Source organism: Ruegeria sp. CF4 (genome assembly GCF_056537345.1).
The window spans coordinates 205,829-228,869 of record NZ_JBQFRJ010000006.1 but is presented as its reverse complement, the minus strand read 5'-3'; the positions used below and the strand labels follow the sequence as shown (position 1 = coordinate 228,869).

Sequence of the window (23,041 nt, the reverse complement as noted above, 5' to 3'; positions counted from 1 at the left end):
AATTCCTATTCTTCAAAGGTTCGGCTTGCGTGTAAAGAAATCGCCCCCTTTGTCGTCAATAATCACAAATGCGGGAAAATCCACGACCTTGATGCGAAAAACGGCTTCCATTCCAAATTCCGGGAAATCAAGAACTTCAATGCTTTTGATGACATCCTTGCCCAACACCGCTGCCGCGCCGCCGACCGAGCCCAGAAAGAATCCGCCATAACGCTGGCAGCTCTGCACAACCGACACCGCCCGATTGCCTTTGGCGATCATGACCCGTGACGCACCATGTGCCTGCAGTTCCGGTACATATGGGTCCATTCGGGCTGCGGTCGTAGGACCAAATGACCCCGAGGCATGTCCGTCAGGCGTTTTGGCCGGACCCGCATAATATATCGGATGGTCCAGCATATAGCGGGGCAAGTCCCGGCCTTCATTGACCAATCGGGCGAGTTCCGCATGAACTAGATCCCGGGCAACAATCATCGTACCGGACAACAGAACAGGACTGGAAACGGATAGATCGGACAGCGCCGCGCAAATGCCGTCCATTGGCTGATCCAGATTGATCCGGGTCGCAGGCTGTGCCCCGAAATCTTCCGTGGGCAGAAAGCGGGCGGGATCATGTTCCAGTTGCTCCAGCCAGATACCGTCTCGGTCAATGCGCCCCTTGATCTGCCGATCAGCCGAACAACTGACCCCCATCCCGACAGGCAGGCTGCCACCATGGCGTGGTAATCGGATCACGCGCACATCATGGCAGAAATACTTGCCCCCGAATTGTGCCCCCAGGGACATATTGCGGGTCAGGTCCAGAATCTGCGCCTCAAGTTCAATATCCCGAAAGGCGCGGCCATCCGGGCTGCCGGTCGTCGGCAGGTCATCCAGTTCGCGCGCCGAGGCCTGTTTCACTGTCTTCAGACATTGCTCGGCCGACAAGCCGCCAACAACAATGGCCAGGTGGTAGGGCGGGCAAGCGGTGGTGCCCAAAGTCCTGATCTTTTCATCAAAAAAATCCAAAATACGCTCAGGTTCCAGCAACCTGCGAGTTTCCTGAAACAAGAAGGTCTTATTGGCCGATCCGCCGCCCTTGGCCATGAACAGGAAATCAAGGGCGTCGCCGGTATGGGCCTCAATGTCGATTTGTGCGGGTAGATTGGTGCCGGTGTTCTGCTCCTCGAACATAGTCAACGGCGCCATCTGAGAGAACCGCAGATTGCGGGTCTCCCAAGTGTCTCGTACACCTTCACGCACGGCCTCGTGCAGATCGCCCTGAACCAACACGTTCTGCCCCTTCTTGCCATGGATGATGGCCGTGCCCGTGTCCTGACAGCTGGGAAATTCCCTTTCTGCTGAAATCACGGCGTTTTTGAGTAACTCCAATGCCACATACTGATCGTTGGCCGAGGCTTCGGCGTCCTCCAGAATGTCTGCCAACTGCGCAAGGTGACTGGCGCGAAATAGGTGTGACACTTCCGCGAATGCGGTAGACGTAAGCGTTCTGACGCCCTCAGGTGAAACCTTCAGAAAAGCCTGGCCCTCGAAATGAACCGTCTCCAGTCCCTCTGATCCAAGGTATTTGTAACGCGTGTTGGCGATTGTTTTTGAAAGCTGAGTCATGGTGCGAGATTTAGCAGCAACAGTAAAAATGATCAACGATATCTAATGAATGGCATTTTTTGATAACTTTTAATTATTATTTTACTATGTGACTGCGAAGAAAGCGGACGGACTTTCCATCACCTGTTCTTTGGCTGCGGCAATGTTAGTCGAAAGGCCCGGCCACGCGGTCACCGTTTTGGCTTGGCTAACTCTGGTTGAGCACAGACAAACGATCGAGCGCTTTACACGAGGATTTATGAAACGCATTTTGCATATATGAAAAATGCGTCATCACAGTCATTCATTGCGCGTGTGCGCGCCAGTTTGCCAGAGCTTCACCCAAGCGAGCGGAGGTTGGCAGAAGCGATACTTAGTTTTCCGGGCGACTTGGCGGGTTATTCAGCTTCCGAAATCGCCGGTTTGGCAAGCGTTTCGAATGCCACAGTATCCCGGTTCGTCCGCAAGATCGGGTACGCATCCTATGAAGACGCGCGTAAGGCGGTTCGTAATGAAGGACAAACCGGTGCCGCATTGCATCGGCTGGCGGCGGGAGGCACGTCGGAGGGGAATGCTATAGCGCCTCATCTGGAGCAATCTCGACGCAACCTGGAAAAGACGTTCGAAGCATTGGACGATCAGGCCCTGAACGATCTTGTCGAAGCCATGTACGCCGCACCGCGCCTTTGGGTCGCTGGATTTCGGTCCGGTTATCCGTTGGCGAATTACCTTTCGTGGCAAACCTGCCAAGTGCTGCCGCAGGTCAGCCTTGTCCCTAACCCGGGCGAAACTCTGGCCGAAACCGCCGCAAGTTTTGGCCCCCAAGACGTGCTGATGCTGATTGGATTGCGCCGGGCGCCAAGCAACGCGGCGACTCTCGCTGCGGCAGCGCTTGATGCAGGAACCAGAACAGCATTTATTGGCGACGCCCCTGCAATAGAAGCACTTCCGGTGACGTGGCGGTTCACCTGCGTTACCGCATCGAACGGGCCCCTGCTTGATCACACGGGCGTACTGGCGGTTTGTAATTTGATCGCGGCGCGAGCCTTGGAGCGTTCCGGCACCGAGGGCCGAAACCGACTTGCCAAGATCGAAGACATCCACGGTCGGTTCGCCGAACTCTAAACACGCATATCCGGATAGATTGTTTTTCGGTTGTCCAAAAACACTCTCCAACAGGCCTTGCCTGCTCAGTTGAAGCAAATCGCGTGTCATGATGTGAAAATACTATTTCACAATTCACATTATGTGAAAAATTTTTTTCATACTATCAATACGAATCTTCACTGTCTCTCACGAGGAGCCCGACCGATGACACGATACTTTGTAATGACAACAGTTGCTGCTGTTTTCCCATTTTCCGTCGCCGCTGAGGCTGTCCTTCAGATCAATTCGTCTCTTCCGGAGGGCTCTTTTGCGCATGTCTTCCTGCAAGAATACGAACGGCGTGTCGAAGAAGCTGCACCCGGAGAAATCGACGTACAGATCTTCATGTCAAACACGCTTGGCAAGGAAGAAGACGTGCTGCAGGGCCTGTCACTAGGCACGCACCACACCTCATTGTCTGCCTCTGCTGTGAGCCAGATCAATTCGCGCACAGCGATTTTCGATCTGCCATATCTTTTTGAAGACCGTTCCGCCGTGCAAGTTTTTGCGGCGAGCCCCGCTGGTGAAATGCTTGCCGATGGGTTCGATGGTAGCGGCATGGTGCTTGCTGCGATGTGGGACAATGGCTTTCGTCAGATCACCAATAAGGTGCGCCCGATTGTGACGCCCGATGATCTGGAAGGGTTGAAAATCCGCACCCCCACAAACAAGCAACGCGTTGAAATGTTCAACACGCTTGGCGCAAATGCAACACCGCTTTCGTTTGGCGAAGTTTATTCGGCGCTTGATCAGGGCACCATCGACGGACAGGAAAATCCGGCAAACGTGGTAGACACGGCTAAGCTGTACGAAGTGCAAGGCTATATGTCGCTATCAAACCACGTCTACCTGCCGACATTCCTTGTCTTTGGCGAACCCTATCTGGCCAGCCTCGATCCCGCGTTAAAAGAAACGCTGATGACAGTGGCAAATGAAGTTGCATCCTGGACGTTCGAATGGGGTGAAAAAACGGATACCGAAACCATCGCTGCATTGTCGGACAAGCTGGAAGTGAATGAGATCGACTTTTCTGCATTCCAAGCCGCAGCCGCGCCGCTTTATGAAAGCCCTACGTTTGTTGACGTGATTGGCGCGGACATGATCGAAGCGACCAAGACTGCTCTGGGTATCGAGTAGGCTCATGAACCACTTGGCCACGCTTATCCAAATTGGTGACAGATGGATCACCGCAGCGCTCGACGCGCTGGTCGTAGCCATGGCGGGTTTATTGCTTTTGCTTCTGAACTGGGCGGTCTTTGCCCGGTTCATCCTGAACGACAGTGTGTCCTGGGGTGAAGAGCTTCCGGCACACATGTTGGCGGCTCTGACCTTTATCGGCGCGGCCTATCTAACCCGGACAAACGAACATTTGGGCTTTGACGCCGTATTACGCGTTTTTCCAGAAGCCTTGAAACGTGTGGTTACCATGGCCAACCTGATCCTTATGGGCGGCTTCGGAGCACTGCTGGCCTGGTATGGCGGGATTGCCGCAGAGAGTTTTGCGGGCCGGTCGCTGATCTCTATTGATCTGCCAATGATCCTGTTTCGCGGCACAATGGCGGTCGGGGGGGTGCTCATCGTGATCTTTTGCGCCGTACGCCTTGTCGGCATCATGACCGGCAGTATCCACCCTGACGATCTATTACCCGAAAGCGACGCCTGATGTTTCTTGACCCTGGCTGGATCATCCTGATTCTCCTCGTCACCCTTCTGATTGCCGGATTGCCAATCGCTTTCGTGCTTGGCGTCACGGCGGCAACCATGATCTTGCTTGATCCTGCAGTTGCACCGCAGATCATCGGGCTGATCCCCTTTGGAGGGGCCAACAACTATCTGCTGGTGGCAGCGCTGCTTTTCATGATTGCAGGCGAGATTATGAATCAGGGCAAGATCGCCGAGAAACTGATCGCCTTTGCATCGTCCCTTGTCGGACACATCCGGGGCGGGTTGGCACACGTCAATATTCTGACATCGCTCTTCTTTTCAGAAATCTCCGGCACCGCCACCTCAGATGCTGCGGCGATTGGGTCGGTAATGATCCCGCAGATGCGCAAGCGAGGATATCCGGCGGCTTTTGCTGCGGCTGTCACCTCCACATCAGCGACCATGGCGATCATAGTGCCACCATAACTGAACCTCATTCTATATGCTTATGTGGCCAATACATCGATTGCGGAACTGTTCGCTGCGGGCATTGTGCCAGGTTTGCTCGTCTGTGCGCTGCTGATGGGCACAACCTATATGTTGGCAGTCCGGCGCAACTATCCAACGGAAGGTGCGTTTTCCTTCTCACGCGTTGCAGAGACCGGTAAGGACGCGCTCATTCCGCTGACGCTGCCCGTGCTGGTCCTCGTTGGTATTCTGGGCGGGATCTTTACCGCCACCGAGGCCGGCGCCATTGCCGCGTTCTGGTCAATCGTTCTGGCCGCAGTGTTTTACCGGACAGTTCGGATCGGCACGTTGATCGACACGCTGCGAGTCGCGGGCAAACGGTCAGCAATGCTCATGTTTATCGTGGCAACCTCGACACTTCTGGGATGGTATCTAACCAACCAGCGTATTCCGCAGGATATCGCTCATGCTATTTTGGGTATTTCCGAGAATTACTGGGTGGTTCTGGCCGCTATTAACATCTTCTTCCTGCTGGCAGGCACCATCATCCACGGAACACCAGCGATCCTGATGCTGGTCCCGATTTTTCTGCCGCTTGCCGATCAGCTTGGAATCGACAGGGTGCATTTCGGTTTGATCCTCACGATTAACCTAGGGATTGGCCAGCAGACTCCCCCCGTCGCATCGGTCGTGCTGATCACCTGCGCCATTGCGAAGATTTCCATCGCGAAGATCATCCCCTCGATGCTCTGGTTCATTGGCGCGATGATCATTGCCTTGATCCTGATTAACCTATTTCCCTTCATTTCTCTCTGGCTACCGTCGGTGATCCTCTGATGCGGCTGCTGATTGTAAATCCGAATACGTCAGAAGGCGTCACCGCCAAGATCAAAGAGGCCGCAGATGCCGTGGCGTCGCCAGGTGATGTCTTCACAACTATGCCAGCTGCGTTCGGTCCGGAACTCATCGTGACGGATGCCGATACCCGCCTGGCGGTTGATGGCGTGAAAGCCGCCGTTGACGCTCATGATCAGCCATGCGACGGGATCATTCTGGCCTCTTTCGGCGATACAGGCGCCCAAGACATCCGACGCCTTCGACCCAATACGCCAGTCATTGGTATCGCCAGCGCTGCCTTCACCGCTGCCCACGCTTTAGGCGGCAATTTTGGGATCGTAACCTTCGGTGACAGAGTCGCCCCACCGCTTATTCAAAAAGTCAAAGAACTGGGCCTTACCGACGCGCTGATAGGCATCGCGTCCGTCACTGGTGGTGATCAAGGTGATCCCGGAACGGTGCAATCCCGCTTGCATGACGCCTTGAGCGCAAAATGCCGACACCTTGCCGCCCAAGGTGCGTCTTCTATCGTTCTCGGAGGAGGTCCATTGGCCGGTTTCGCCCGCAAAATCGGCCCTTCTGTTCCTGTACCTCTGATAGATGGCACACAAGCTGCAGTAGGATTAATGCGCGCCGTCACTAGCCAAACAGAAAATACGACCGTTCGCGCTTGACGTTAAAGTGCGGCAATTCTTGCACGACTATGCCGAGAACCCGTTCTATTACGCGGTCCACTCAAAATGATGCCCGCAAATGGCGAGCCCGGCGACATAGGTTGCAACGCATTATTCGAAGCTAGCGTCGTCGGCCATATGCCGTGGCTCCGGAATCTGAATCTATATCCAGCCAAGCGCTAATGGTTGAGTTTTTCACTTGCGCTTTTAAGCCGTGATGCGGTCGGTTCGAGCATGAAAATAGAACCGTTGACGTATAGTTTATATTTCGATATTTCGCGAAATATGGTAGAAGTAGTATCGAATCAACTCTCAGCTCTTGGCCACCCGCAGCGCCTGTCAGTGTTTCGCATGCTAATGCGACGTTTTCCTGACAAGGTACCTGCAGGCGAGTTGGCGTCTGAACTCGGCATCAAGGCCAGTACTCTGTCGAGCTATCTCAATGCGCTCCTAAGGGCCGGATTGGTGGCCCAGGAACGTGTCGGCACTTCTCTGCTCTATTCAGTTGATATGAAGAACGTGCAGCACATGCTCGGCTTTTTGCTGAACGATTGCTGCCGCGGTCGCCCTGATATCTGCATGCCCCTGAAGCAAGGAAAAGGCACAATGACGGATCGGAAGTTCAACGTACTTTTCATCTGCGTCGGCAACTCGGCGCGGTCTATTTTTGCCGAGTCGCTGCTGCGAGATATCGCCGGAGACAGGTTCAACGTCTATTCTGCAGGAACACGTCCCTTTTCGGAACTAAACCCGTTTGCGGTGCAGGTCCTGAAAGACAAAGGGCACAACACTGACGTGCTGCGATCCAAGAACGTGGCTGAGTTTTCCGGCCCAGACGCACCCCAGTTGGATTTTGTCTTCACTGTTTGCAACAAGGCTGCAAACGAGGAATGCCCTGCCTGGGACGGTCAGCCAATTAGCGGTCATTGGGGTATGGAAGATCCGGTGAAAGCCGAAGGCACTGATGCTGAAAAAAGCCTCGCATTCCAGAACGCTTACGGTGCGCTCAAGCGGCGTATTCAGGCTTTTACCTCTTTGCCGGTCGAAAGCCTTGACCGGATCGCATTGCAATCCGCCGTGGATGACATCGGCAGGACGCAACTTGAGGACGCGGAATGACGACTTACGCGGTAAACGGTCTGGGCCGGATGGGGAAACTGGCCCTGAAGCCATTGCTTGAAAAAGGTGCAAACATCGCCTGGATCAATGATGCGGTCGGTGATCCCGAAATGCATGCGCATCTGCTGGAGTTCGACACGGTGCATGGTCGCTGGGATGCAGAGTTCGCGCATGACGACAGTAGTGTGTCGATCAATGGCACACGCCTGCCCTTCGTTGGCACCAAGGATCTGACCAATCTTCCATTCGACGGCGTCGATGTCGTTATTGACTGTACCGGCGTCTTTAAGACCGAGGCGAAGCTGACTCCTTATTTCGAAGCGGGTGTAAAAAAGGTTGTTGTCTCAGCCCCGGTCAAGGATGACACCGCCGCCAATATTGTCATGGGCGTCAATGAGGACACTTATGACCCCGACACGCATCATATCGTGACGGCAGCGTCCTGCACTACCAACTGCTTGGCGCCGGTGGTTAAGGTGATCCACGAGAACCTTGGTATTCGTCACGGTTCGATGACTACGATCCATGACGTGACCAACACGCAAACTATCGTTGATCGCCCCGCAAAAGATTTGCGCCGCGCGCGATCGGCGCTGAATTCATTGATCCCCACCACCACAGGTTCAGCAACGGCAATCACGCTTATCTATCCCGAACTGAAAGGCAGGCTGAACGGCCATGCAGTCCGGATTCCCTTGCTGAATGCCTCGCTGACCGATTGCGTGTTTGAGGTTGAGCGTGAAACCACTGTTGAAGAGGTCAACGCTTTCTTCAAAGCCGCCGCCGAAGGCGAGCTGAAGGGTATTCTGGGCTATGAAACCCGGCCTTTGGTATCCACCGATTACACCAATGACGCGCGGTCTTCGATCATTGATGCGCCCTCGACCATGGTGGTGAACGGAACTCAGGTGAAGATCTATGCGTGGTACGATAACGAGATGGGTTATGCTTATCGTCTGGTCGATGTTGCGCTGATGGTTGGGTCCTCGCTGTGACCGAACGGCCAGAGGGACTGTCAGCCTATATCGCAGTCACCGCGGCCTATTGGGCCTTTATGCTGACGGATGGCGCACTGCGGATGCTGGTGCTGTTGCACTTTCATACGCTGGGCTTCTCGCCGATACAGCTGGCTTATCTGTTTGTCCTTTATGAAATCGCAGGGATGGTGACGAACCTTGCGGCGGGCTGGATCGCGGCGCGCTTCGGGCTGACATCGACGCTTTATGCGGGGCTTGGGTTGCAAGTGTTGGCGCTTCTGGCTCTGACACAACTAAACCCCGACTGGGCGGTTGGTGCGTCTGTCGCCTTTGTCATGATCGTGCAAGGGGCGAGCGGAGTGGCCAAAGACCTGGCCAAGATGTCTTCGAAATCCGCTGTAAAACTGCTTGCGCCCGCAGAAGGCGGCGGGTTGTTCCGCTGGGTGGCCGTGCTGACGGGATCCAAGAACGCAGTCAAGGGTCTGGGTTTCTTGCTGGGCGCTGTCATGTTGGCCACGCTTGGATTTCAGGCGGCCATCCTGGTCATGGCGGCCGTGCTTGCGGTAATCCTGTTCGCCGTCGTTCGATTTATGCCGCCGGGCCTGCCCAAAGGGCGTAAGGGCGCGAAGTTTTCCGAGGTGTTCTCAAAATCTGCCAATGTGAACTGGTTGTCGACCGCGCGTGTCTTTCTGTTCGGTGCGCGGGATGTGTGGTTCGTCGTCGGAATCCCGATTTATTTCTACGCGGTCTTGTCCGACGGCACCGAAGTGGGCAACCGCAGCGCGTTTTTCATGATCAGCACATTCATGGCATTCTGGATCATCCTTTACGGAACAGTTCAGGCCAGCGCACCCAAAATCCTGCGCGCCACGAACCGTTCCGAAGAAGACCTGATCCGCGCTGCGCGTAACTGGGCCGTAGCACTGTTCTGCGTTCTTGCGGCTTTGACGCTGGCTGCCTGGCTGTCATCTGGTCCTGAGACCTGGCTGACGATCACGCTGGTCGTTGGTCTGCTGGTGTTCGGGGCGATCTTCGCCGTCAACTCTTCACTGCATTCCTACCTGATCCTCGCCTTCACCAAGTCCGAGCGGGTCACAATGGATGTAGGCTTTTACTATATGGCCAACGCGACAGGCCGCCTTGTCGGAACCGTCCTGTCTGGCTTCACCTATCAGATCGGTGGGCTGCCCCTTGTGCTGGGCACGGCGGCTGTAATGGTTGCCTTAGCTGCGCTCACGTCCGGCAAGTTGCAAGACCAGACTAACGAGGCATATTCATGAGCATCTTCGAACGTTACTTAACCGTCTGGGTCGCCCTCGCCATGGTCGCAGGTGTGCTGATCGGTCTGGCTGCACCCGGTTTGGTCGGGCTTGTGGCTTCAGCCGAGATTGCCAGTGTAAATCTTGTCGTGGCCGTTTTGATTTGGGCCATGGTTTATCCCATGATGGTCGGGGTCGATTTCGGCGCGGTCGCAGGTGTTGCACGCCAGCCGAAAGGCCTAATCGTCACACTAACGGTCAACTGGCTGATCAAACCGTTCACCATGGCCCTTCTGGCAGTATTATTCTTCGACTATGTCTTTGCGCCATGGATTGAGCCCGAAGACGCCGCGCAATATACCGCTGGCTTGATCCTGTTAGGTGCCGCGCCTTGCACCGCAATGGTCTTCGTCTGGTCGCAGCTGACCAAAGGCGACGCCACCTATACGCTGGTTCAGGTTTCGGTCAACGACCTGATCATGGTTGTCGCATTCGCGCCTATCGTCGCCTTTTTGCTGGGGGTCACCGATATCTCGGTCCCGTGGCAGACACTGGTTCTGGCCACCGTGTTATACGTCATCCTTCCCTTGATCGCCGGTCTGGTCACCCGTAAGCGGCTAGGATCGTCAGAGGCCATCGACAGCTTCTCGGCCCGAGTCAAACCTTGGTCCGTAATGGGGCTGATTGCGACGGTGGTGATCCTGTTCGGTCTTCAGGGCCAGACGATTCTGTCCAAACCGATGGTCATCGTCCTGATCGCCGTCCCGATTCTGATACAAAGCTATGGGATCTTTGCCCTGGCATACGGGGCGGCCTATGCGCTGAAGGTCCCGCACCGTATCGCGGCTCCTTGCGCGATGATTGGTACCTCCAACTTTTTTGAACTGGCCGTTGCCGTCGCCATAAGCCTGTTTGGGCTGAATTCAGGCGCAGCTCTGGCGACGGTTGTAGGCGTTCTGGTTGAAGTCCCCGTAATGCTCTCGCTGGTCGCCTTCGCCAACCGAACGCGTGATCGTTTCCAACCTGCCTAAAGTCGCGATCCCTTTGGTATTCACACCTTGAAGTAAATCCGCCGCTTCTGGTCGGACTTAGGTCTTATTGACAAAAGGGGTTCACCGCCAAGAGGTATGATTCAAGCTGCCCCGGTGCCGCAACAAATCAACTGTCACGAAGTTCTTCGTCCAAATGATGGTGAAGGTGACACCTATGCGTTGTTACTCCGCACAACATGCAATACAAATTTCGCACGCAGGGGAGTCCCACCAAGGGGACTGAGAGGCTGACGGGGCATTGCCCGGCGACGCGACCCTTTGAACCTGACCCAGTTGACACTGGCGTAGGAAGCTAGGGTGCGCAGGCCGGAAACCGGGCAGGCGCTCTCCGAACAAGGGGGCTCCACGCCCTCTCGTTTCCCCAAGCCACGACTCATCTGGTGTCTTTTTGAGTTGAATTGCTTGAGGAGCACCATAATGAACGTCCCCAATCCCAAGATCACCACGGGTGAATTACCAGCGTCGCGCAAGATTTACGTGAGTGGCACGCGGCACCCTGATGTGCGCGTCACGATGCGCGAAATCTCGGTCCATCCAACGGCCGGTGAACCGCCGCTGCCGGTCTATGACAGCTCGGGTCCCTACACTGATCCGAATGTGATTACTGATATTCGACAAGGTCTGGCCCCGTTGCGCCGAAAGTGGATCGAGGCGCGCAGCGATGTCGAGGAGTATGACGGGCGCGAGATCAAACCCGAGGATAATGGCTTTGTCGACGGGGATCGGCTGACCCCGGAATTCCCGGTCCGTCCGCGCCCGCTGCGCGCCACGGATGGCAAGGCAGTGACGCAACTGGCCTATGCCCGCGCCGGGATTATCACCCCGGAGATGGAATTTATCGCCATCCGCGAAAACCAACTGCGCGAGGCTGTGGCCGAGCAACGCGAAGGCAATGACTGGGGTGCCAACATACCAGATTATGTGACCCCGGAATTCGTGCGGGACGAGGTTGCCGCAGGCCGCGCGATCATCCCGGCCAACATCAATCATCCCGAAAGCGAACCGATGATCATCGGGCGCAATTTTCTGGTCAAGATCAACGCCAATATGGGTACTTCGGCTGTGACCTCCTCGATGGAAGAGGAGGTGGACAAGATGGTCTGGTCAATCCGTTGGGGCGCGGACACGGTGATGGACCTGTCCACCGGGCGCAACATTCACAATACCCGCGAATGGATCATCCGCAATTCACCCGTCCCGATCGGTACTGTTCCGCTCTATCAGGCGCTGGAAAAGGTGAATGGCATCGCCGAGGACCTGACCTGGGAGGTATTCCGCGACACGCTGATCGAACAGGCGGAACAGGGGGTGGACTATTTCACCATCCATGCGGGCGTTCGGCTCCATATGGTGCCGATGACTGTAAACCGCGTCACCGGTATCGTGTCCCGCGGCGGCTCGATCATGGCCAAGTGGTGCCTGCATCATCACAAGGAAAGCTTCCTCTATGAACATTTCGAAGAGATCTGCGACATCTGCCGTGCCTACGACGTATCATTCAGCCTCGGTGACGGCCTGCGGCCCGGTTCTATTGCAGACGCAAATGACGAGGCACAGTTTGCCGAACTTGAGACGCTGGGCGAACTAACCAGGATCGCTTGGGCCAAGGATTGTCAGGTGATGATCGAAGGCCCCGGCCACGTGGCCATGCACAAGATCAAGGAAAACATGGACAAGCAGTTGGAGTGCTGCCGCGAAGCGCCCTTTTATACGCTTGGCCCCCTGACTACAGACATCGCGCCGGGCTATGATCACATCACCAGCGGCATTGGCGCGGCGATGATCGGCTGGTTCGGCTGCGCGATGCTCTGCTATGTCACGCCCAAGGAGCATCTGGGCCTGCCCGACCGGGATGACGTGAAAACCGGCGTGATCACCTATAAGATTGCCGCCCATGCGGCCGATCTGGCCAAAGGCCTGCCGGGTGCGCAACGTCGCGACGATGCCCTGTCCCGCGCCCGGTTCGAGTTCCGCTGGGAGGATCAGTTCAACCTGTCGCTGGACCCGGACACCGCACGTGAATTCCACGATCAAACCCTGCCCAAACAGGCGCACAAGGTGGCGCATTTCTGTTCCATGTGCGGGCCGAAATTTTGCTCAATGCGGATCAGCCACGACATTCGGTCTGAGGCGCAGAAGGAAGGAATGGAGGCAATGGCCGCGCGGTTCCGTGAAGGTGGTGACCTCTACATACCTGTGGAACCCAAACAGAGCTGACAAATGTCACCGGAGCTGAATTCCGGCTCCGGTGATACCTGCACGATTGCAGCGTATTTTGCTCATGTCGTGCAAACAGACGTTTTCTCACTTATCTCAGCACGGGGTACTTCGCTTGATTGTCGGGCCTATAAGACCTGTTCGCCCTAACCACGGTTGACGCATGTGCGTGATGATATGGCTCCACCAGGTATCTACGGCTGCGATCTTGTGCCCTGTCAGATCAGAAACGTGGACAAACTTGGAAAATAGCTCAGCAGAACTAGAACTGCGGCCACTGCGATCAAAAACGGCCAGAGCGATTTCAGAATCGCACCTGGCGTGGTTCCGCTCATGGAAGATGCAATATAAAGACCTATGCCGACAGGCGGCGTCAAAAGCCCGAGCACGAGGTTCAGGCAGGCTACGACCCCGAACTGATAGGGGCTGATGTCATAAGAGCCGGTCGCGATGGGCAGCAGGATGGGCGTGATCAGGATGATCGCGGCGATACCGTCGATGACCATGCCGATCAACAGAAGCGCCACGTTGACGATCAAAAGGAACATGAAGGGATCCGAAGTGATCGATGTGATCAGATCAGCCAGTTTCTGCGGCAATTCTTCATAGATGATGACCCAACCAAAGACGCTGGCCGCTGCGATCATGAACAGGATCATCGACGCATTTGAGGCTGTCCGCCTGAACATCTCGCCCAATTTTTGCGGGTCAAGATCACGGTAGACCAGCCAGCCGATAAGAAAGGCTATAAGCGAAGCAACGGCGGCGGATTCCGTTGGTGTTGCGATGCCCAGCAGGATGCCCCCGATGATGGACACCGGTACCAGCATCGCTGGCAGAGCCTGAAGCAATGCGCGTACGGCTTCGCTGCGCGACATCCACTCGCCTTTTGGAAACTGCTGCGACCAGCCGATTAGCGTTATCACCAGCGCAAAGCACAGTGCCAGCAGAAGCCCGGGAATGATTCCGGCAATAAACATTTGCCCGATGGGGATCTGGGCCAGAACGCCAAAGATGACAAACATCATCGAAGGCGGAATGACGGGGGCCAGAAGCCCCCCTGCCGCCGTTGTTGCTGCGGCAAACCCCTCATCATAGCCTTCGTCTTTCATGGCGGGCACCATTGCGCGCGACATCACCGCGATCTGAGCAGTGGCCGAGCCGATGATCGCAGCCATGAACATATTGGCCAGCAGGTTGATATAGGCCAACCCTCCGCGAAACCCGCCAACAAAGACACGTGCCAGCGCGACAAGGCGGCGGGTCATGCCACCTTCGTTCATCAATTCACCGGTCAGCATAAACAGCGGAATGGCCAGCAGGCCATAATTTTCCAGCCCTCCGAACATCTTCTGGGCAAAGCTGTCGAAAAGAACCGTGTTGCCGCTTTCCCAGACATACCAGACCGCGGTGATTGCAAGCACAATGGCAACGGGCACGGACAGCAGCAACGCTACCAGAAAAAGTACAGCGCTCATGCTGCGTCCTCTGTCTGTGCCGCTGACAAAAGATGCGTCGTTGAATGCAGCGTCGCGCCAAGGGCAAAGAGCCACATTACCAGCCAAAACAGATATTTCGGCAAGCCTAGCGTCAGCGTTGGTTCAGCATAGATGAAGTTGAAAGTGCTGCCCTGAAACTTCACCGTGTCGAATCCGGCACTGGCAAGATCGGCGGGCAGAAACCATCGCCAGCAGAACCACAGCATCGCCAGCGAAAAGGCGAAGACGATGACATCGACACATTTGCGGATCACACGACGCCATCGATGGGACGCGACATCGGACAGGATCGTAATCGAAACCGAGCTGCGATAGTGCAACGCGGCCGAGGCGCCAAGAAAAGTCATCCAGACCATGGCATAGATCGCCAGTTCGTCGACCCAGAACAACGCTTGCCCAACATTGCGGGTAGCAACATTCAGAAGGATCAATAGCGTCACGCAGACCGCCAGCAAAGCTGCGGCCTGCAACTCGATCCGCGCCCAAGCGGCTGACACACGATACAACATGGCCCCTTCCCCACGAAAAAAGGGCGCGAGCGTACTCGCGCCCAGTTCACTGCCTGTATTGAACCTTACTCGGTTTCTGCTGCCGTTGCGCGCAAAGCTTCAAGCGACGAGGTTTTTTCGGACCAGGTGGCATTCCATTCGTCAATCGCATCGCCAAAGAACGAGGCATCCACTTTGGTGTAGGTCTTGCCCGTGCCTGCGATCTGCTCCAGCCAGCCTGCTTCGTTGGCGACATAGCTGTCGATGGTGCTGTCCACATGTTTGGCCATCAGATCGCCGATCATGGCGCGATCCTCATCTGATAGCCCGGCCCAGACCTTGGCGGACACAAGGCCGACCATCGGGAACATCATATGATCCGACTGCACGATGGTATCAGCGTGATCATAGTATTTCAGGACCCAGATCAGTTCCGCATCCATGTCAATGGCATCGACCTGACCATTGGCCAGTGCATCATAGACTGCGGGAAGGGGCATCGGGGTCGGCGCGGCACCAACAGCGTTGTAGAAATCCAGAATCGGCGTGAAAGGCGTGATTCGCAATTTCAGCCCGGCAAGATCCTCCGCAGAGCCGATTTCCCCACGACTGACGATCTGGCGCAGACCTGCCATGCCATAGCCGACACCGACGACCCCCACCTGCCCGGGCAGCGGTTCAAGCATGGATTTGGCCGTGTCTGAGCGAAGAATGCGGCCCGCATGGCCGATATCATTGGCTAGGTAGGGTGCATAAAACGCTCCAAGCTCGGGCGCCCGGTTCGAAACCTCGGCGACCGTCATGAAGGCCATATCAAGCGCACCGGTTTGCAACTGCTGCAGCATCTCGGCCTCATTGCCCAACTGGCGGGCCGGAAAGACGGAAACACTGTGTGCACCACCCGAGGTGTCGGCCAGCTCAGCGCCGAAGGCTTCGGCGGCCTTGGTCCAGATATGTGGGGGCGGAGTGATCAGCCCCAGTCGAAATTCTTCGGCCTTCACGGCAACGGATGACGCGGCCACGAGGGCTGCCGAGGTAATAATCTTGGCGAAGTGTTTCATCGTTTTCCCTGTCTTTTTTCTGACCTATTATAGCTTTACCCAGCCTTCAGGAGGTTCCTTGCCCGGATGCACGGTACCACAATTCGGGCAGGTTCGGTCCTCTTCCGACGCATAGAATTTCTCGTAAACCGGTGGCAGGTCCTTGACGATGGACTGCAGCTGAAACTCGGCTCGGAATACTTTGTGCTGACATTCAAAGCAGTACCATTCGATTGCATCGAACTGCCCTTGCTGACGCTTAGGTTCGATCACCAGCCCCACCGAGCCCTCCTGCGGACGCTGCGGCGAATGGCGCACATGCGGCGGCAGCAGGAAAATCTCACCCTCGCGGATCGGCACATCATAGAATTCTTCGCCATCATAGAGCTTGAGTAGCATATCACCCTCAAGCTGATAAAAGAACTCCTCGACCGGATCGTCGTGATAGTCGGTGCGCTTGTTGGGGCCACCTACAACCGTGACCATCATGTCAGAGTCTTCGAAAACCATCTTGTTGCCCACCGGGGGCTTAAGCAGATGACGGTGTTCATCAATCCAGGTCTTGAAGTTGAACGCGGACAGTTTTGACATGACCTTCTCCCATCGCGAAAAATTCTGTGTGACAATCTCCATAGCTGCAAAGAAATTGTCCGTAAGTAGGTATCTGATTTACTTATATCAAAGCTTCAGTCCGCATTCGTTGAACCCGTTGCGGATAAGCTCTTTCTCTGCCTCGGTCAGCTCTAACATAGGTGCCCGGACACGCCCGCCATGCTGCCCCAGAAGTTCTTGCCAGTATTTGCCAAAAGCGGTGGGTTTGCTGGCCGGTTTGGTGCGCTTCATCGCATCCCGCACTGGGTTGAGGCTGTCAAAGACGCGCCGCGCCTCTTCTGCTTTGCCTTCAAATGCCAGCCGCGTGTATTCATTCATGCGCTGATCATTGGCCGTCTGCAACTGATAGGGCGGGGATGAACACAGATAGAGCTTCCAATCGAGCTCCAGAATGTTGTCCAGCCATTCGTGTTCAGCTGATGTCGAGACATGGATCTTATCACCAACCATATGGCTCAGGCGCACATACATCTCGCGCGGAACCGAGTATTTGATCGCGACAATGTTGGGTAAATCCGCGATCCGCGCGCATTCCTCGGGCTGCATTAGATAGCCGCTGTCAGGATGGCTCCACATGGCGATGCCGATGTCCAGTTCATCGCAGAAGCGTTTATAATACTGATAGAGCAGCTCCCCACGTTCCTGACAAAAGCTGAGCATCGGCGCATGAACCACAACATAATCCGCGCCACAATCCTGCGCGTGGCGGCCAAGCTCCAGCGCCGTATTTAGGTTCTGATCCGAGATCGACATGATCGTCCCGGCCTGTCCGGCGCACTCCTCAACCGCGATGGTCATATTGCGCTTGCGCTCCTCCAGGCTCATCGCCCAGAATTCCCCCTGCTTGCCCGCGATAAACAGGCCCTGAATGCCAAGGTCGTCGATCCAATGCCGGATATTGGCGCGCAGGCCTTCCTCATCCAGCGAGAGGTCTTCTCTGAACGGGTTCAGAGCGGCCGCCCAGATGCCCGTCATGTTCTCGCGGGCATAAGCCTTCGCTTCGTGTTTTGTATATTGCATGAGCCGCTACCTGTAGAATGTGCTGCCGCTAACAAACTGCATTGCGCGGGCGGCGTCCAAGGTGAAGCCGGTAAGTGGGTATCGAAAAAATGAATATCTGACGCTTTTCAATTCCAGTGCAATTTGGATTAACCTATGACAATGGAATGAAGGTTGGATTGATCGGAAAAGGCGCCATTGCGCGATATGTCCGCGCGGCCCTTGCGGATCGCGGACATGAACTTACCGCCATTTTGCTGCGGCCTGAGCGAGTGGCGCCCGACGCAACACTGGAGGTTGCAACGGTCGAAGCGTTGCCAGATGATCTGGATCTGATGATTGATTGCGCAGGGCACGCGGCGCTGGCGGAGCATGGTCCCCGCATTCTGGCGCGCGGTATCAACATGCTCACAGTATCGCTCGGGGCGCTTGCAGACGCGGCTATCCAATCCGCGCTTACGCAGGCAGCCAAGGAAGGAAATTCAAGACTGTATCTGGCGAGCGGAGCTATCGGTGCTCTGGATTGCCTGAGCGCGGCGAATGTCGGCGGGCTGAGCACTGTAACCTATACCAGTCGCAAGCCACCGCAGGGGTGGCGTGGCTCTCCGGCGGAAGACAAGCTGGATCTTGATGGTTTATCAGAAGGGGCACAGGTGCATTTCGAAGGAAGTGCCCGCGCCGCGGCGCTGGATTACCCCAAGAATGCAAATGTAGCGGCTGCCGTCGCATTGTCCGGGCTTGGCTTTGATGAGACGCATGTTCGCCTGATCGCGGATGCGTCAATTACGCAGAACACTCATGAAGTTACCGCAAAGGGCACGTTTGGAGAGTTTCATTTTCAAATCCATGGCAATTCCCTGCCCGACAACCCCCGGTCTTCGGCCTTGGCCGCGATGAGCGTAGTGGCAAAGCTTGACCAGATCGACCTAAGGATCACCTTGTGATGGAACGCCATGCCCGCATCGTTGAGCGCGCGCTGACTCGGCTTAAGCTACGGCAGTTGCGTTTACTGGTGGCGGTTGGAACGCACGGAAACATCCAGAATGCCGCCCGGTCGCTGGGGATATCTCAGCCCGCCGCCACCAAGATGATCCAGGATCTGGAACTGGATTTCGAGGTCAAACTGTTCGACCGCACTAATCGCGGTGTCGGGCCGACTGTTTTTGGCGAAACTTTGATCCGGCATGGCAAGCTGATTTTCGCGCAGATATCGCAAGCGGCTCAGGAACTTGATGATCTGAGCGAAGGAAATGCCGGCCGCGTAGTCGTTGGTACTCTGCTGGCAGCCTCTGCCAGTCTGTTGCCATCAGCTATTGAAGTTCTTTTGACCGAACGTCCAAAGGTTGCGATCAAAGTGGTGGAAGGCACCAATGAGGTGCTGATGCCGGGATTGCTGTCAGGAGAAATCGATATGGTGGTCGGGCGCCTTCCATCGCACCGTCATCGCGACAAGATCAGGCAGGAAAAACTTTTTGATGATCGCATTCTGGCCGTAGTCGGGCCAACGCATCCTCTGGCGGGCAATGCTGAGGTCAGCTTTGCCCAGACCAAGCCTTTTGGCTGGGTCCTGCCGCCGCTGGAAACCACATTGCGGCGGCAGGTCGATCACTTCTTTACCGGGCAGCAGCAATATGTGCCTACAGTCTCGATCGAAAGCGTGTCTTACCTGACCAACCGCACCCTGTTACAGTCGCGCGATCTGATCGGGCTGATGCCAGCCGAAGTTGTCGCCCACGACATCGAAAATGGTCATTTGGTAGAGCTGGACTGGACAGTCCCCTTCGGTCATGGACCAATCGGCGTTTCGTTGCGTGCCGATGATGACCTGTCCCCGGCGGGGCGGGCGTTCAAGGCGGCGCTCCATCTGGCGGCGCAAATGAGGCAGGGCTGATATTCCTCATTCTGATATCAGTATTCATCCAATTCACTTGAGGCGAATGCCCATGGCGGGTGATCTAATGTTCAGTCAATCAAAAGGCGGCTGTCCATGTATCCAGAAATGAAGCTGTTCATCGCAGGCGAGTGGCGCAAGACACGCTCTGACATACCGGTGGTCAATCCGGCTACCGAAGAGGAAATCGGCCGCCTTCCCTGCGCCGGGCAGAGCGATCTCGACGATGCCCTGGATGCCGCAGCTAAAGGTTTCGCGCTCTGGAGCCGCACGTCGCCACGGGACCGCGCTGATACGATCCTGCGTGCTGCCGCCCTGATGCGAGAACGGCAGGAAGAGATCGCCACCTCGATCACACTGGAGCATGGCAAACCGTTGCAACAGGCTCGACTAGAGGTGATCCGCGGCGCGGAATTCTTCGAATGGGATGCGGGAGAGGCAATGCGGACCTATGGCCGCGTGATCCCCGCCGCCCGTGGTCACAAGTTTTCCGTGCATCACCAACCCGTTGGCGTCGTTGCCGCGTTTTCTCCGTGGAACTTTCCTATGAGCCAGCCTGCACGCAAGATCGCGGGCGCGTTGGCTTCGGGGTGCTCCGTAATTCTGAAGGCTGCCGAGGAAACGCCCGCAGGCGCCATTCACATTGCCAGGGCCTTTGAAGATGCAGGATTGCCGCCCGGTGTATTGAACCTTGTCTTCGGGAATCCGGCCGACATCTCGGGTTACCTGATCCCGCAGGAGCCTGTTCGGCTCGTCGCTTTCACCGGTTCAACCTCTGTGGGCCGCCATCTGACCACGCTGGCCGCGCAGAATGACACTCGGGTGCTGATGGAGCTGGGCGGCCACGCGCCGGTCATCGTCTGCGAGGACACCGATGTGCAAACGGCAGCGACCTCCAGCGCTGTGCGCAAGATGCGCAATGCCGGTCAGGTCTGTACATCTCCCACTCGATTCTTTGCTCATGAGAGCATTTTCGACGACTACGCCGCTGCTTTTGTGAAGCGCGCCCAGGCTACCGTCGTCGGTAATGGCATGGACGATGGAGTGGAAATGGGGCCGACCGCCAACGACCGCCGTATCCCTGCACTGACCGAACTTGTCGAAGACGCCCGCGCAAAAGGGGCCACAATCGCCACAGGTGGCGCGCGTCATGGCGACAAAGGATACTTCTTTCAACCCACCGTGCTGCTGAACGTGCCGGACAATGCCCGCATCATGCAAGAAGAACCCTTTGGCCCCGTCGCAGTTGTCAACCCCGTCAGCTCGTTGGATCACGCCATCGAACAAGCAAACGCGGTTCCCTATGGTCTTGCCGGCTACGCCTTCACCAATCGCGCCGATTATGTCGACCGGCTGGTGGATGAGGTCGAGGTCGGCAACCTTTCAATCAACACGCTGGAGGCCTCCATGCCGGAAACACCCTTCGGTGGCGTCAAGTCCAGTGGGTATGGCCGAGAAGGCGGAACCGAAGGCCTGGACAATTACATGTCGGTCAAAAATATCTGGCACGCAACTTCGATTTGCTAGCCTAGGTTCGGGGCACATATCCAATAGACAACGGCTGGGGCCAGAAAGACCTTCGGACATCTGTCATATCTGGATGCCATACGCTGCCAATCTTTGAGCCTGCCAAACATAATCTCGACGCTTGTCAAGGCGGACAGTTGCCTTACCCTGCTTCCGCCTTCTCTCAACCAATCGGCGTCATGACCGCGGTCTTCAAGCAGACGTTTACCTTGGGCAGACTGATATGAAATGTCTGCACAGGCTAAGCCTCCCCTTCTGAACTGGTCCATCGCTAGGTTTTGGAAACGGAAGACCAAGAATAGCGAACAAGCGACCAAAGTCCGAAGAGATAGTCTCGAAGTTACTGCAGCTTGCCGTCAGGTGCGAGGTGGTACGGCGGGCAATGTGCATCGCGTTGATCGTCGGTACTTTGCTGGCTTCGATTAACCATGGCGATCGGTTGTTTTCAGCGGATGTCGATCCAACCATGGCCCTGAAAATTATGATGACTTACTGCGTGCCCTATTCGGTGTCTACCTATTCTTCGGTACTGGCCATCCGCGAAAACAGTCTCACTAAACAGGTTTGACGCTCAATCCAAGCGCCGAGAATTGTGCTCCAGGCTCAACACGTCGCGGCGGCTATAGTGGCCAGCGGGGTCCAGTTTCAGGCGCGCGCCTAAAATGGCCTCGGCAGAAATATCGGCATAGAGGATCTGCTCTTCGCCGACCACCGGCCCTGCAATCAACGCACCATCCGGCCTGGCAATCATTGAGCCGCCATCGTTGATCACATCCCGCCCTTTTATGACTTGATCGCGTAGAGGAAAACTGTCGGGAATGTCCTGAACCCGCAGCAGGCCCGAGACCGAGACGCAATACACCCGCCCCTCGAGCGCAATGAACTGCGTGATATTCTCAGTCACGTCCAGATCTCCTGGCCAAGTGGCGATATGCACTTGTTCGCCCTGATCGTACAGCGCCTGACGCGCCAGCGGCTGCCAGTTCTCATAGCAGTTCAAACCTCCGAATTTCAGCCCTTGCCAATCATGCACTTGCAGCCCATGCCCATCTCCATCGGCCCAGATCAGCCGTTCATGGAAGGTTGGTTTGAGCTTGCGATGCACACTGACGACGCCCTGTTCGGGATGGATTGCCACCAGTGCAGCATAGACCGAGCCGCCCGAGCCGGTCCGTTCAACGATACCCACATAAACGAACACACCCAATCGCCGGGCTGCGTCCACGAGGGACGTGACTTCGGGGCCGTCGGTCGAAATGGCGGATTTCAGATAGGCAACATGACCGATTTTCAGAAGCGCGTCGTTATGGGCCACCTCAGGCGCGCGCAGCCACACCGGGTAGCCCGACAGGAAAACCTCGGGGAAGACGACGGTCTTCGCCCCGTTCGAAGCGGCCTCTTGCAGCAGGGCAAGCGCCTTTTGGGTGGTGGCGGCCGGGTCCAGAAAGACCGGTGCGGCCTGAACTGCTGCAAGTTTCAAGGTGTTTTTCCTTTTATTTGCCTTAAGCATCGAAGATGGCCATCGTTATAACCGCCTTCGATCACTATAGGGTCAGCCGGGATTTTTCGCGACCTGCGGCAGCGCATCATCCAGCACCGACCATGTCTGAGACGAGTCGCACCAGATCTGAACTGTAGGCTGCACCCACGAACTGTCGTTCAACGTTCCCGCCTTGATCGCAGACAGGTGGTCGAACGCGTCCAGTTCGGTGGACAGAGGCGATCCGTAATTGGTGCAGAAATTACGCCGCACTGGCGAACCCGAGGCCCCATCCACCACATATTGCCCAAGCGACGACCCGCTGAGCGCCACTGAACTGGTCGGCACCAGAACATTCACAGAGAAACCTGTACCAGTCTGTTTTTGGCAATCGGGGCAATGACAAATTGCTGTCATTTTCGGCTCGGACTCAGTGGACCTATAGCTGACTTGCCCGCAGAGGCAGCTTCCTGAAATTTCTGGCATATCTTCGTCTCCATGTTGGGTGTCCCTCGGTCGGTCAAG

Annotated in this window: 21 protein-coding genes and 1 pseudogene; 14 read left to right on the top strand and 8 right to left on the bottom strand. The window is 56.1% G+C overall.

The features are described 5' to 3' along the window. Positions 1-12: 12 nt before the first annotated feature. Complete coding sequence (locus tag ACR0NF_RS14660; RefSeq protein WP_480472098.1) at positions 13-1,608, bottom strand: FumA C-terminus/TtdB family hydratase beta subunit; 1,596 nt, start codon at positions 1,606-1,608, stop codon at positions 13-15. Positions 1,609-1,866: 258 nt separating this feature from the next. On the opposite strand from ACR0NF_RS14660, the gene ACR0NF_RS14655 reads away from it, so the two are divergent. From ACR0NF_RS14655 to thiC, 10 genes and pseudogenes are all read left to right on the top strand, one after another. Further along, positions 1,867-2,712, top strand: coding sequence for a MurR/RpiR family transcriptional regulator (locus tag ACR0NF_RS14655; RefSeq protein WP_480472099.1), 846 nt, complete (start codon positions 1,867-1,869; stop codon positions 2,710-2,712). A 57-nt stretch (positions 2,713-2,769) separates the two neighbouring features. Further along, positions 2,770-3,870: a TRAP transporter substrate-binding protein gene (locus ACR0NF_RS14650; RefSeq protein WP_480667698.1), complete on the top strand. Its 1,101-nt coding sequence runs from the start codon at positions 2,770-2,772 to the stop codon at positions 3,868-3,870. 4 nt (positions 3,871-3,874) lie between these two features. Beyond that, the gene (locus ACR0NF_RS14645; RefSeq protein WP_480667697.1) at positions 3,875-4,396 is read left to right on the top strand and encodes a TRAP transporter small permease; all 522 of its coding nucleotides are present in this window, start codon (positions 3,875-3,877) and stop codon (positions 4,394-4,396) included. Next, positions 4,396-5,682: pseudogene (locus tag ACR0NF_RS14640) on the top strand (TRAP transporter large permease). The gene ACR0NF_RS14645 and the pseudogene ACR0NF_RS14640 overlap by 1 nt, the downstream one beginning before the upstream one ends. Then, positions 5,682-6,356 (top strand): aspartate/glutamate racemase family protein, encoded by a 675-nt coding sequence (locus tag ACR0NF_RS14635; RefSeq protein ID WP_480472102.1) that lies wholly within the window; start codon positions 5,682-5,684, stop codon positions 6,354-6,356. The pseudogene ACR0NF_RS14640 and the gene ACR0NF_RS14635 overlap by 1 nt, the downstream one beginning before the upstream one ends. Before the next feature lie 285 nt (positions 6,357-6,641). Then, a complete protein-coding gene (locus ACR0NF_RS14630; RefSeq protein WP_480778495.1) occupies positions 6,642-7,475 on the top strand; it encodes an arsenate reductase/protein-tyrosine-phosphatase family protein in 834 nt (277 codons plus the stop codon). Further along, positions 7,472-8,470 carry an ArsJ-associated glyceraldehyde-3-phosphate dehydrogenase gene (locus tag ACR0NF_RS14625; protein WP_480778487.1) on the top strand — a complete coding sequence of 333 codons (999 nt, stop codon included), beginning with the start codon at positions 7,472-7,474 and terminating at the stop codon, positions 8,468-8,470. Before ACR0NF_RS14630 ends, ACR0NF_RS14625 begins: the two co-directional genes overlap by 4 nt. After that, positions 8,467-9,732 carry an organoarsenical effux MFS transporter ArsJ gene (arsJ, locus tag ACR0NF_RS14620; RefSeq protein WP_480778486.1) on the top strand — a complete coding sequence of 422 codons (1,266 nt, stop codon included), beginning with the start codon at positions 8,467-8,469 and terminating at the stop codon, positions 9,730-9,732. The genes ACR0NF_RS14625 and arsJ overlap by 4 nt, the downstream gene beginning before the upstream one ends. Further along, positions 9,729-10,742, top strand: a complete 1,014-nt coding sequence (arsB, locus tag ACR0NF_RS14615; RefSeq protein WP_480778485.1) for an ACR3 family arsenite efflux transporter — start codon at positions 9,729-9,731, stop codon at positions 10,740-10,742. The genes arsJ and arsB overlap by 4 nt, the downstream gene beginning before the upstream one ends. A gap of 438 nt (positions 10,743-11,180) precedes the next feature. Further along, on the top strand, positions 11,181-12,980 hold the full coding sequence (gene thiC / locus ACR0NF_RS14610) for a phosphomethylpyrimidine synthase ThiC (protein ID WP_480778484.1): 1,800 nt from the start codon (positions 11,181-11,183) through the stop codon (positions 12,978-12,980). A 218-nt stretch (positions 12,981-13,198) separates the two neighbouring features. Here thiC and ACR0NF_RS14605 read toward each other — a convergent pair whose 3' ends face one another. The 5 genes from ACR0NF_RS14605 to ACR0NF_RS14585 all read right to left on the bottom strand — a co-directional run bounded on the left by ACR0NF_RS14605 (position 13,199) and on the right by ACR0NF_RS14585 (position 17,639). Then, positions 13,199-14,458, bottom strand: a complete 1,260-nt coding sequence (locus tag ACR0NF_RS14605) for a TRAP transporter large permease (protein ID WP_480667693.1) — start codon at positions 14,456-14,458, stop codon at positions 13,199-13,201. Next, on the bottom strand, positions 14,455-14,988 hold the full coding sequence (locus tag ACR0NF_RS14600; protein ID WP_480472108.1) for a TRAP transporter small permease: 534 nt from the start codon (positions 14,986-14,988) through the stop codon (positions 14,455-14,457). The genes ACR0NF_RS14605 and ACR0NF_RS14600 overlap by 4 nt, the downstream gene beginning before the upstream one ends. Positions 14,989-15,053: 65 nt before the next feature. Continuing rightward, positions 15,054-16,028, bottom strand: coding sequence for a TRAP transporter substrate-binding protein (locus ACR0NF_RS14595; protein ID WP_480472109.1), 975 nt, complete (start codon positions 16,026-16,028; stop codon positions 15,054-15,056). 27 nt (positions 16,029-16,055) lie between these two features. Beyond that, entirely contained in the window at positions 16,056-16,598 is a 543-nt protein-coding gene (locus ACR0NF_RS14590) for a 3-hydroxyanthranilate 3,4-dioxygenase (RefSeq protein ID WP_480472110.1), read from the bottom strand. Positions 16,599-16,685: 87 nt separating this feature from the next. Further along, positions 16,686-17,639 (bottom strand): dihydrodipicolinate synthase family protein, encoded by a 954-nt coding sequence (locus ACR0NF_RS14585; protein ID WP_480472111.1) that lies wholly within the window; start codon positions 17,637-17,639, stop codon positions 16,686-16,688. Between the two features lie 146 nt (positions 17,640-17,785). Here ACR0NF_RS14585 and ACR0NF_RS14580 point away from each other — a divergent pair, with 146 nt between their 5' ends. The 4 genes from ACR0NF_RS14580 to nrtS all read left to right on the top strand — a co-directional run bounded on the left by ACR0NF_RS14580 (position 17,786) and on the right by nrtS (position 21,604). Continuing rightward, positions 17,786-18,562, top strand: coding sequence for an aspartate dehydrogenase (locus ACR0NF_RS14580; RefSeq protein WP_480667691.1), 777 nt, complete (start codon positions 17,786-17,788; stop codon positions 18,560-18,562). Continuing rightward, positions 18,562-19,509, top strand: coding sequence for a LysR substrate-binding domain-containing protein (locus ACR0NF_RS14575; RefSeq protein WP_480778483.1), 948 nt, complete (start codon positions 18,562-18,564; stop codon positions 19,507-19,509). The genes ACR0NF_RS14580 and ACR0NF_RS14575 overlap by 1 nt, the downstream gene beginning before the upstream one ends. A gap of 96 nt (positions 19,510-19,605) precedes the next feature. Continuing rightward, positions 19,606-21,036, top strand: coding sequence for an NAD-dependent succinate-semialdehyde dehydrogenase (locus ACR0NF_RS14570; RefSeq protein ID WP_480778482.1), 1,431 nt, complete (start codon positions 19,606-19,608; stop codon positions 21,034-21,036). Positions 21,037-21,418: 382 nt separating this feature from the next. After that, on the top strand, positions 21,419-21,604 hold the full coding sequence (nrtS, locus tag ACR0NF_RS14565) for a nitrate/nitrite transporter NrtS (RefSeq protein ID WP_480667690.1): 186 nt from the start codon (positions 21,419-21,421) through the stop codon (positions 21,602-21,604). A 3-nt stretch (positions 21,605-21,607) separates the two neighbouring features. Here nrtS and ACR0NF_RS14560 read toward each other — a convergent pair whose 3' ends face one another. Beyond that, positions 21,608-22,516 carry a carbon-nitrogen hydrolase family protein gene (locus tag ACR0NF_RS14560; RefSeq protein WP_480472116.1) on the bottom strand — a complete coding sequence of 303 codons (909 nt, stop codon included), beginning with the start codon at positions 22,514-22,516 and terminating at the stop codon, positions 21,608-21,610. 72 nt (positions 22,517-22,588) lie between these two features. Then, positions 22,589-23,002, bottom strand: coding sequence for a GFA family protein (locus ACR0NF_RS14555; RefSeq protein ID WP_480778481.1), 414 nt, complete (start codon positions 23,000-23,002; stop codon positions 22,589-22,591). Positions 23,003-23,041 lie beyond the last annotated feature (39 nt).

Bases quoted from the DNA above. Each gene is read 5' to 3' on its own strand.
- ACR0NF_RS14660 (WP_480472098.1), bottom strand. From the start codon at position 1,608: ATGACTCAGCTTTCAAAAACAATCGCCAACACGCGTTACAAATACCTT.
- ACR0NF_RS14655 (WP_480472099.1), top strand. From the start codon at position 1,867: ATGAAAAATGCGTCATCACAGTCATTCATTGCGCGTGTGCGCGCCAGT.
- ACR0NF_RS14645 (WP_480667697.1), top strand. From the start codon at position 3,875: ATGAACCACTTGGCCACGCTTATCCAAATTGGTGACAGATGGATCACC.
- ACR0NF_RS14635 (WP_480472102.1), top strand. From the start codon at position 5,682: ATGCGGCTGCTGATTGTAAATCCGAATACGTCAGAAGGCGTCACCGCC.
- ACR0NF_RS14630 (WP_480778495.1), top strand. From the start codon at position 6,642: ATGGTAGAAGTAGTATCGAATCAACTCTCAGCTCTTGGCCACCCGCAG.
- ACR0NF_RS14625 (WP_480778487.1), top strand. From the start codon at position 7,472: ATGACGACTTACGCGGTAAACGGTCTGGGCCGGATGGGGAAACTGGCC.
- arsB (WP_480778485.1), top strand. From the start codon at position 9,729: ATGAGCATCTTCGAACGTTACTTAACCGTCTGGGTCGCCCTCGCCATG.
- thiC (WP_480778484.1), top strand. From the start codon at position 11,181: ATGAACGTCCCCAATCCCAAGATCACCACGGGTGAATTACCAGCGTCG.
- ACR0NF_RS14605 (WP_480667693.1), bottom strand. From the start codon at position 14,458: ATGAGCGCTGTACTTTTTCTGGTAGCGTTGCTGCTGTCCGTGCCCGTT.
- ACR0NF_RS14600 (WP_480472108.1), bottom strand. From the start codon at position 14,988: ATGTTGTATCGTGTGTCAGCCGCTTGGGCGCGGATCGAGTTGCAGGCC.
- ACR0NF_RS14595 (WP_480472109.1), bottom strand. From the start codon at position 16,028: ATGAAACACTTCGCCAAGATTATTACCTCGGCAGCCCTCGTGGCCGCG.
- ACR0NF_RS14590 (WP_480472110.1), bottom strand. From the start codon at position 16,598: ATGTCAAAACTGTCCGCGTTCAACTTCAAGACCTGGATTGATGAACAC.
- ACR0NF_RS14585 (WP_480472111.1), bottom strand. From the start codon at position 17,639: ATGCAATATACAAAACACGAAGCGAAGGCTTATGCCCGCGAGAACATG.
- ACR0NF_RS14580 (WP_480667691.1), top strand. From the start codon at position 17,786: ATGAAGGTTGGATTGATCGGAAAAGGCGCCATTGCGCGATATGTCCGC.
- ACR0NF_RS14575 (WP_480778483.1), top strand. From the start codon at position 18,562: ATGGAACGCCATGCCCGCATCGTTGAGCGCGCGCTGACTCGGCTTAAG.
- ACR0NF_RS14570 (WP_480778482.1), top strand. From the start codon at position 19,606: ATGTATCCAGAAATGAAGCTGTTCATCGCAGGCGAGTGGCGCAAGACA.
- nrtS (WP_480667690.1), top strand. From the start codon at position 21,419: ATGTGCATCGCGTTGATCGTCGGTACTTTGCTGGCTTCGATTAACCAT.
- ACR0NF_RS14555 (WP_480778481.1), bottom strand. From the start codon at position 23,002: ATGCCAGAAATTTCAGGAAGCTGCCTCTGCGGGCAAGTCAGCTATAGG.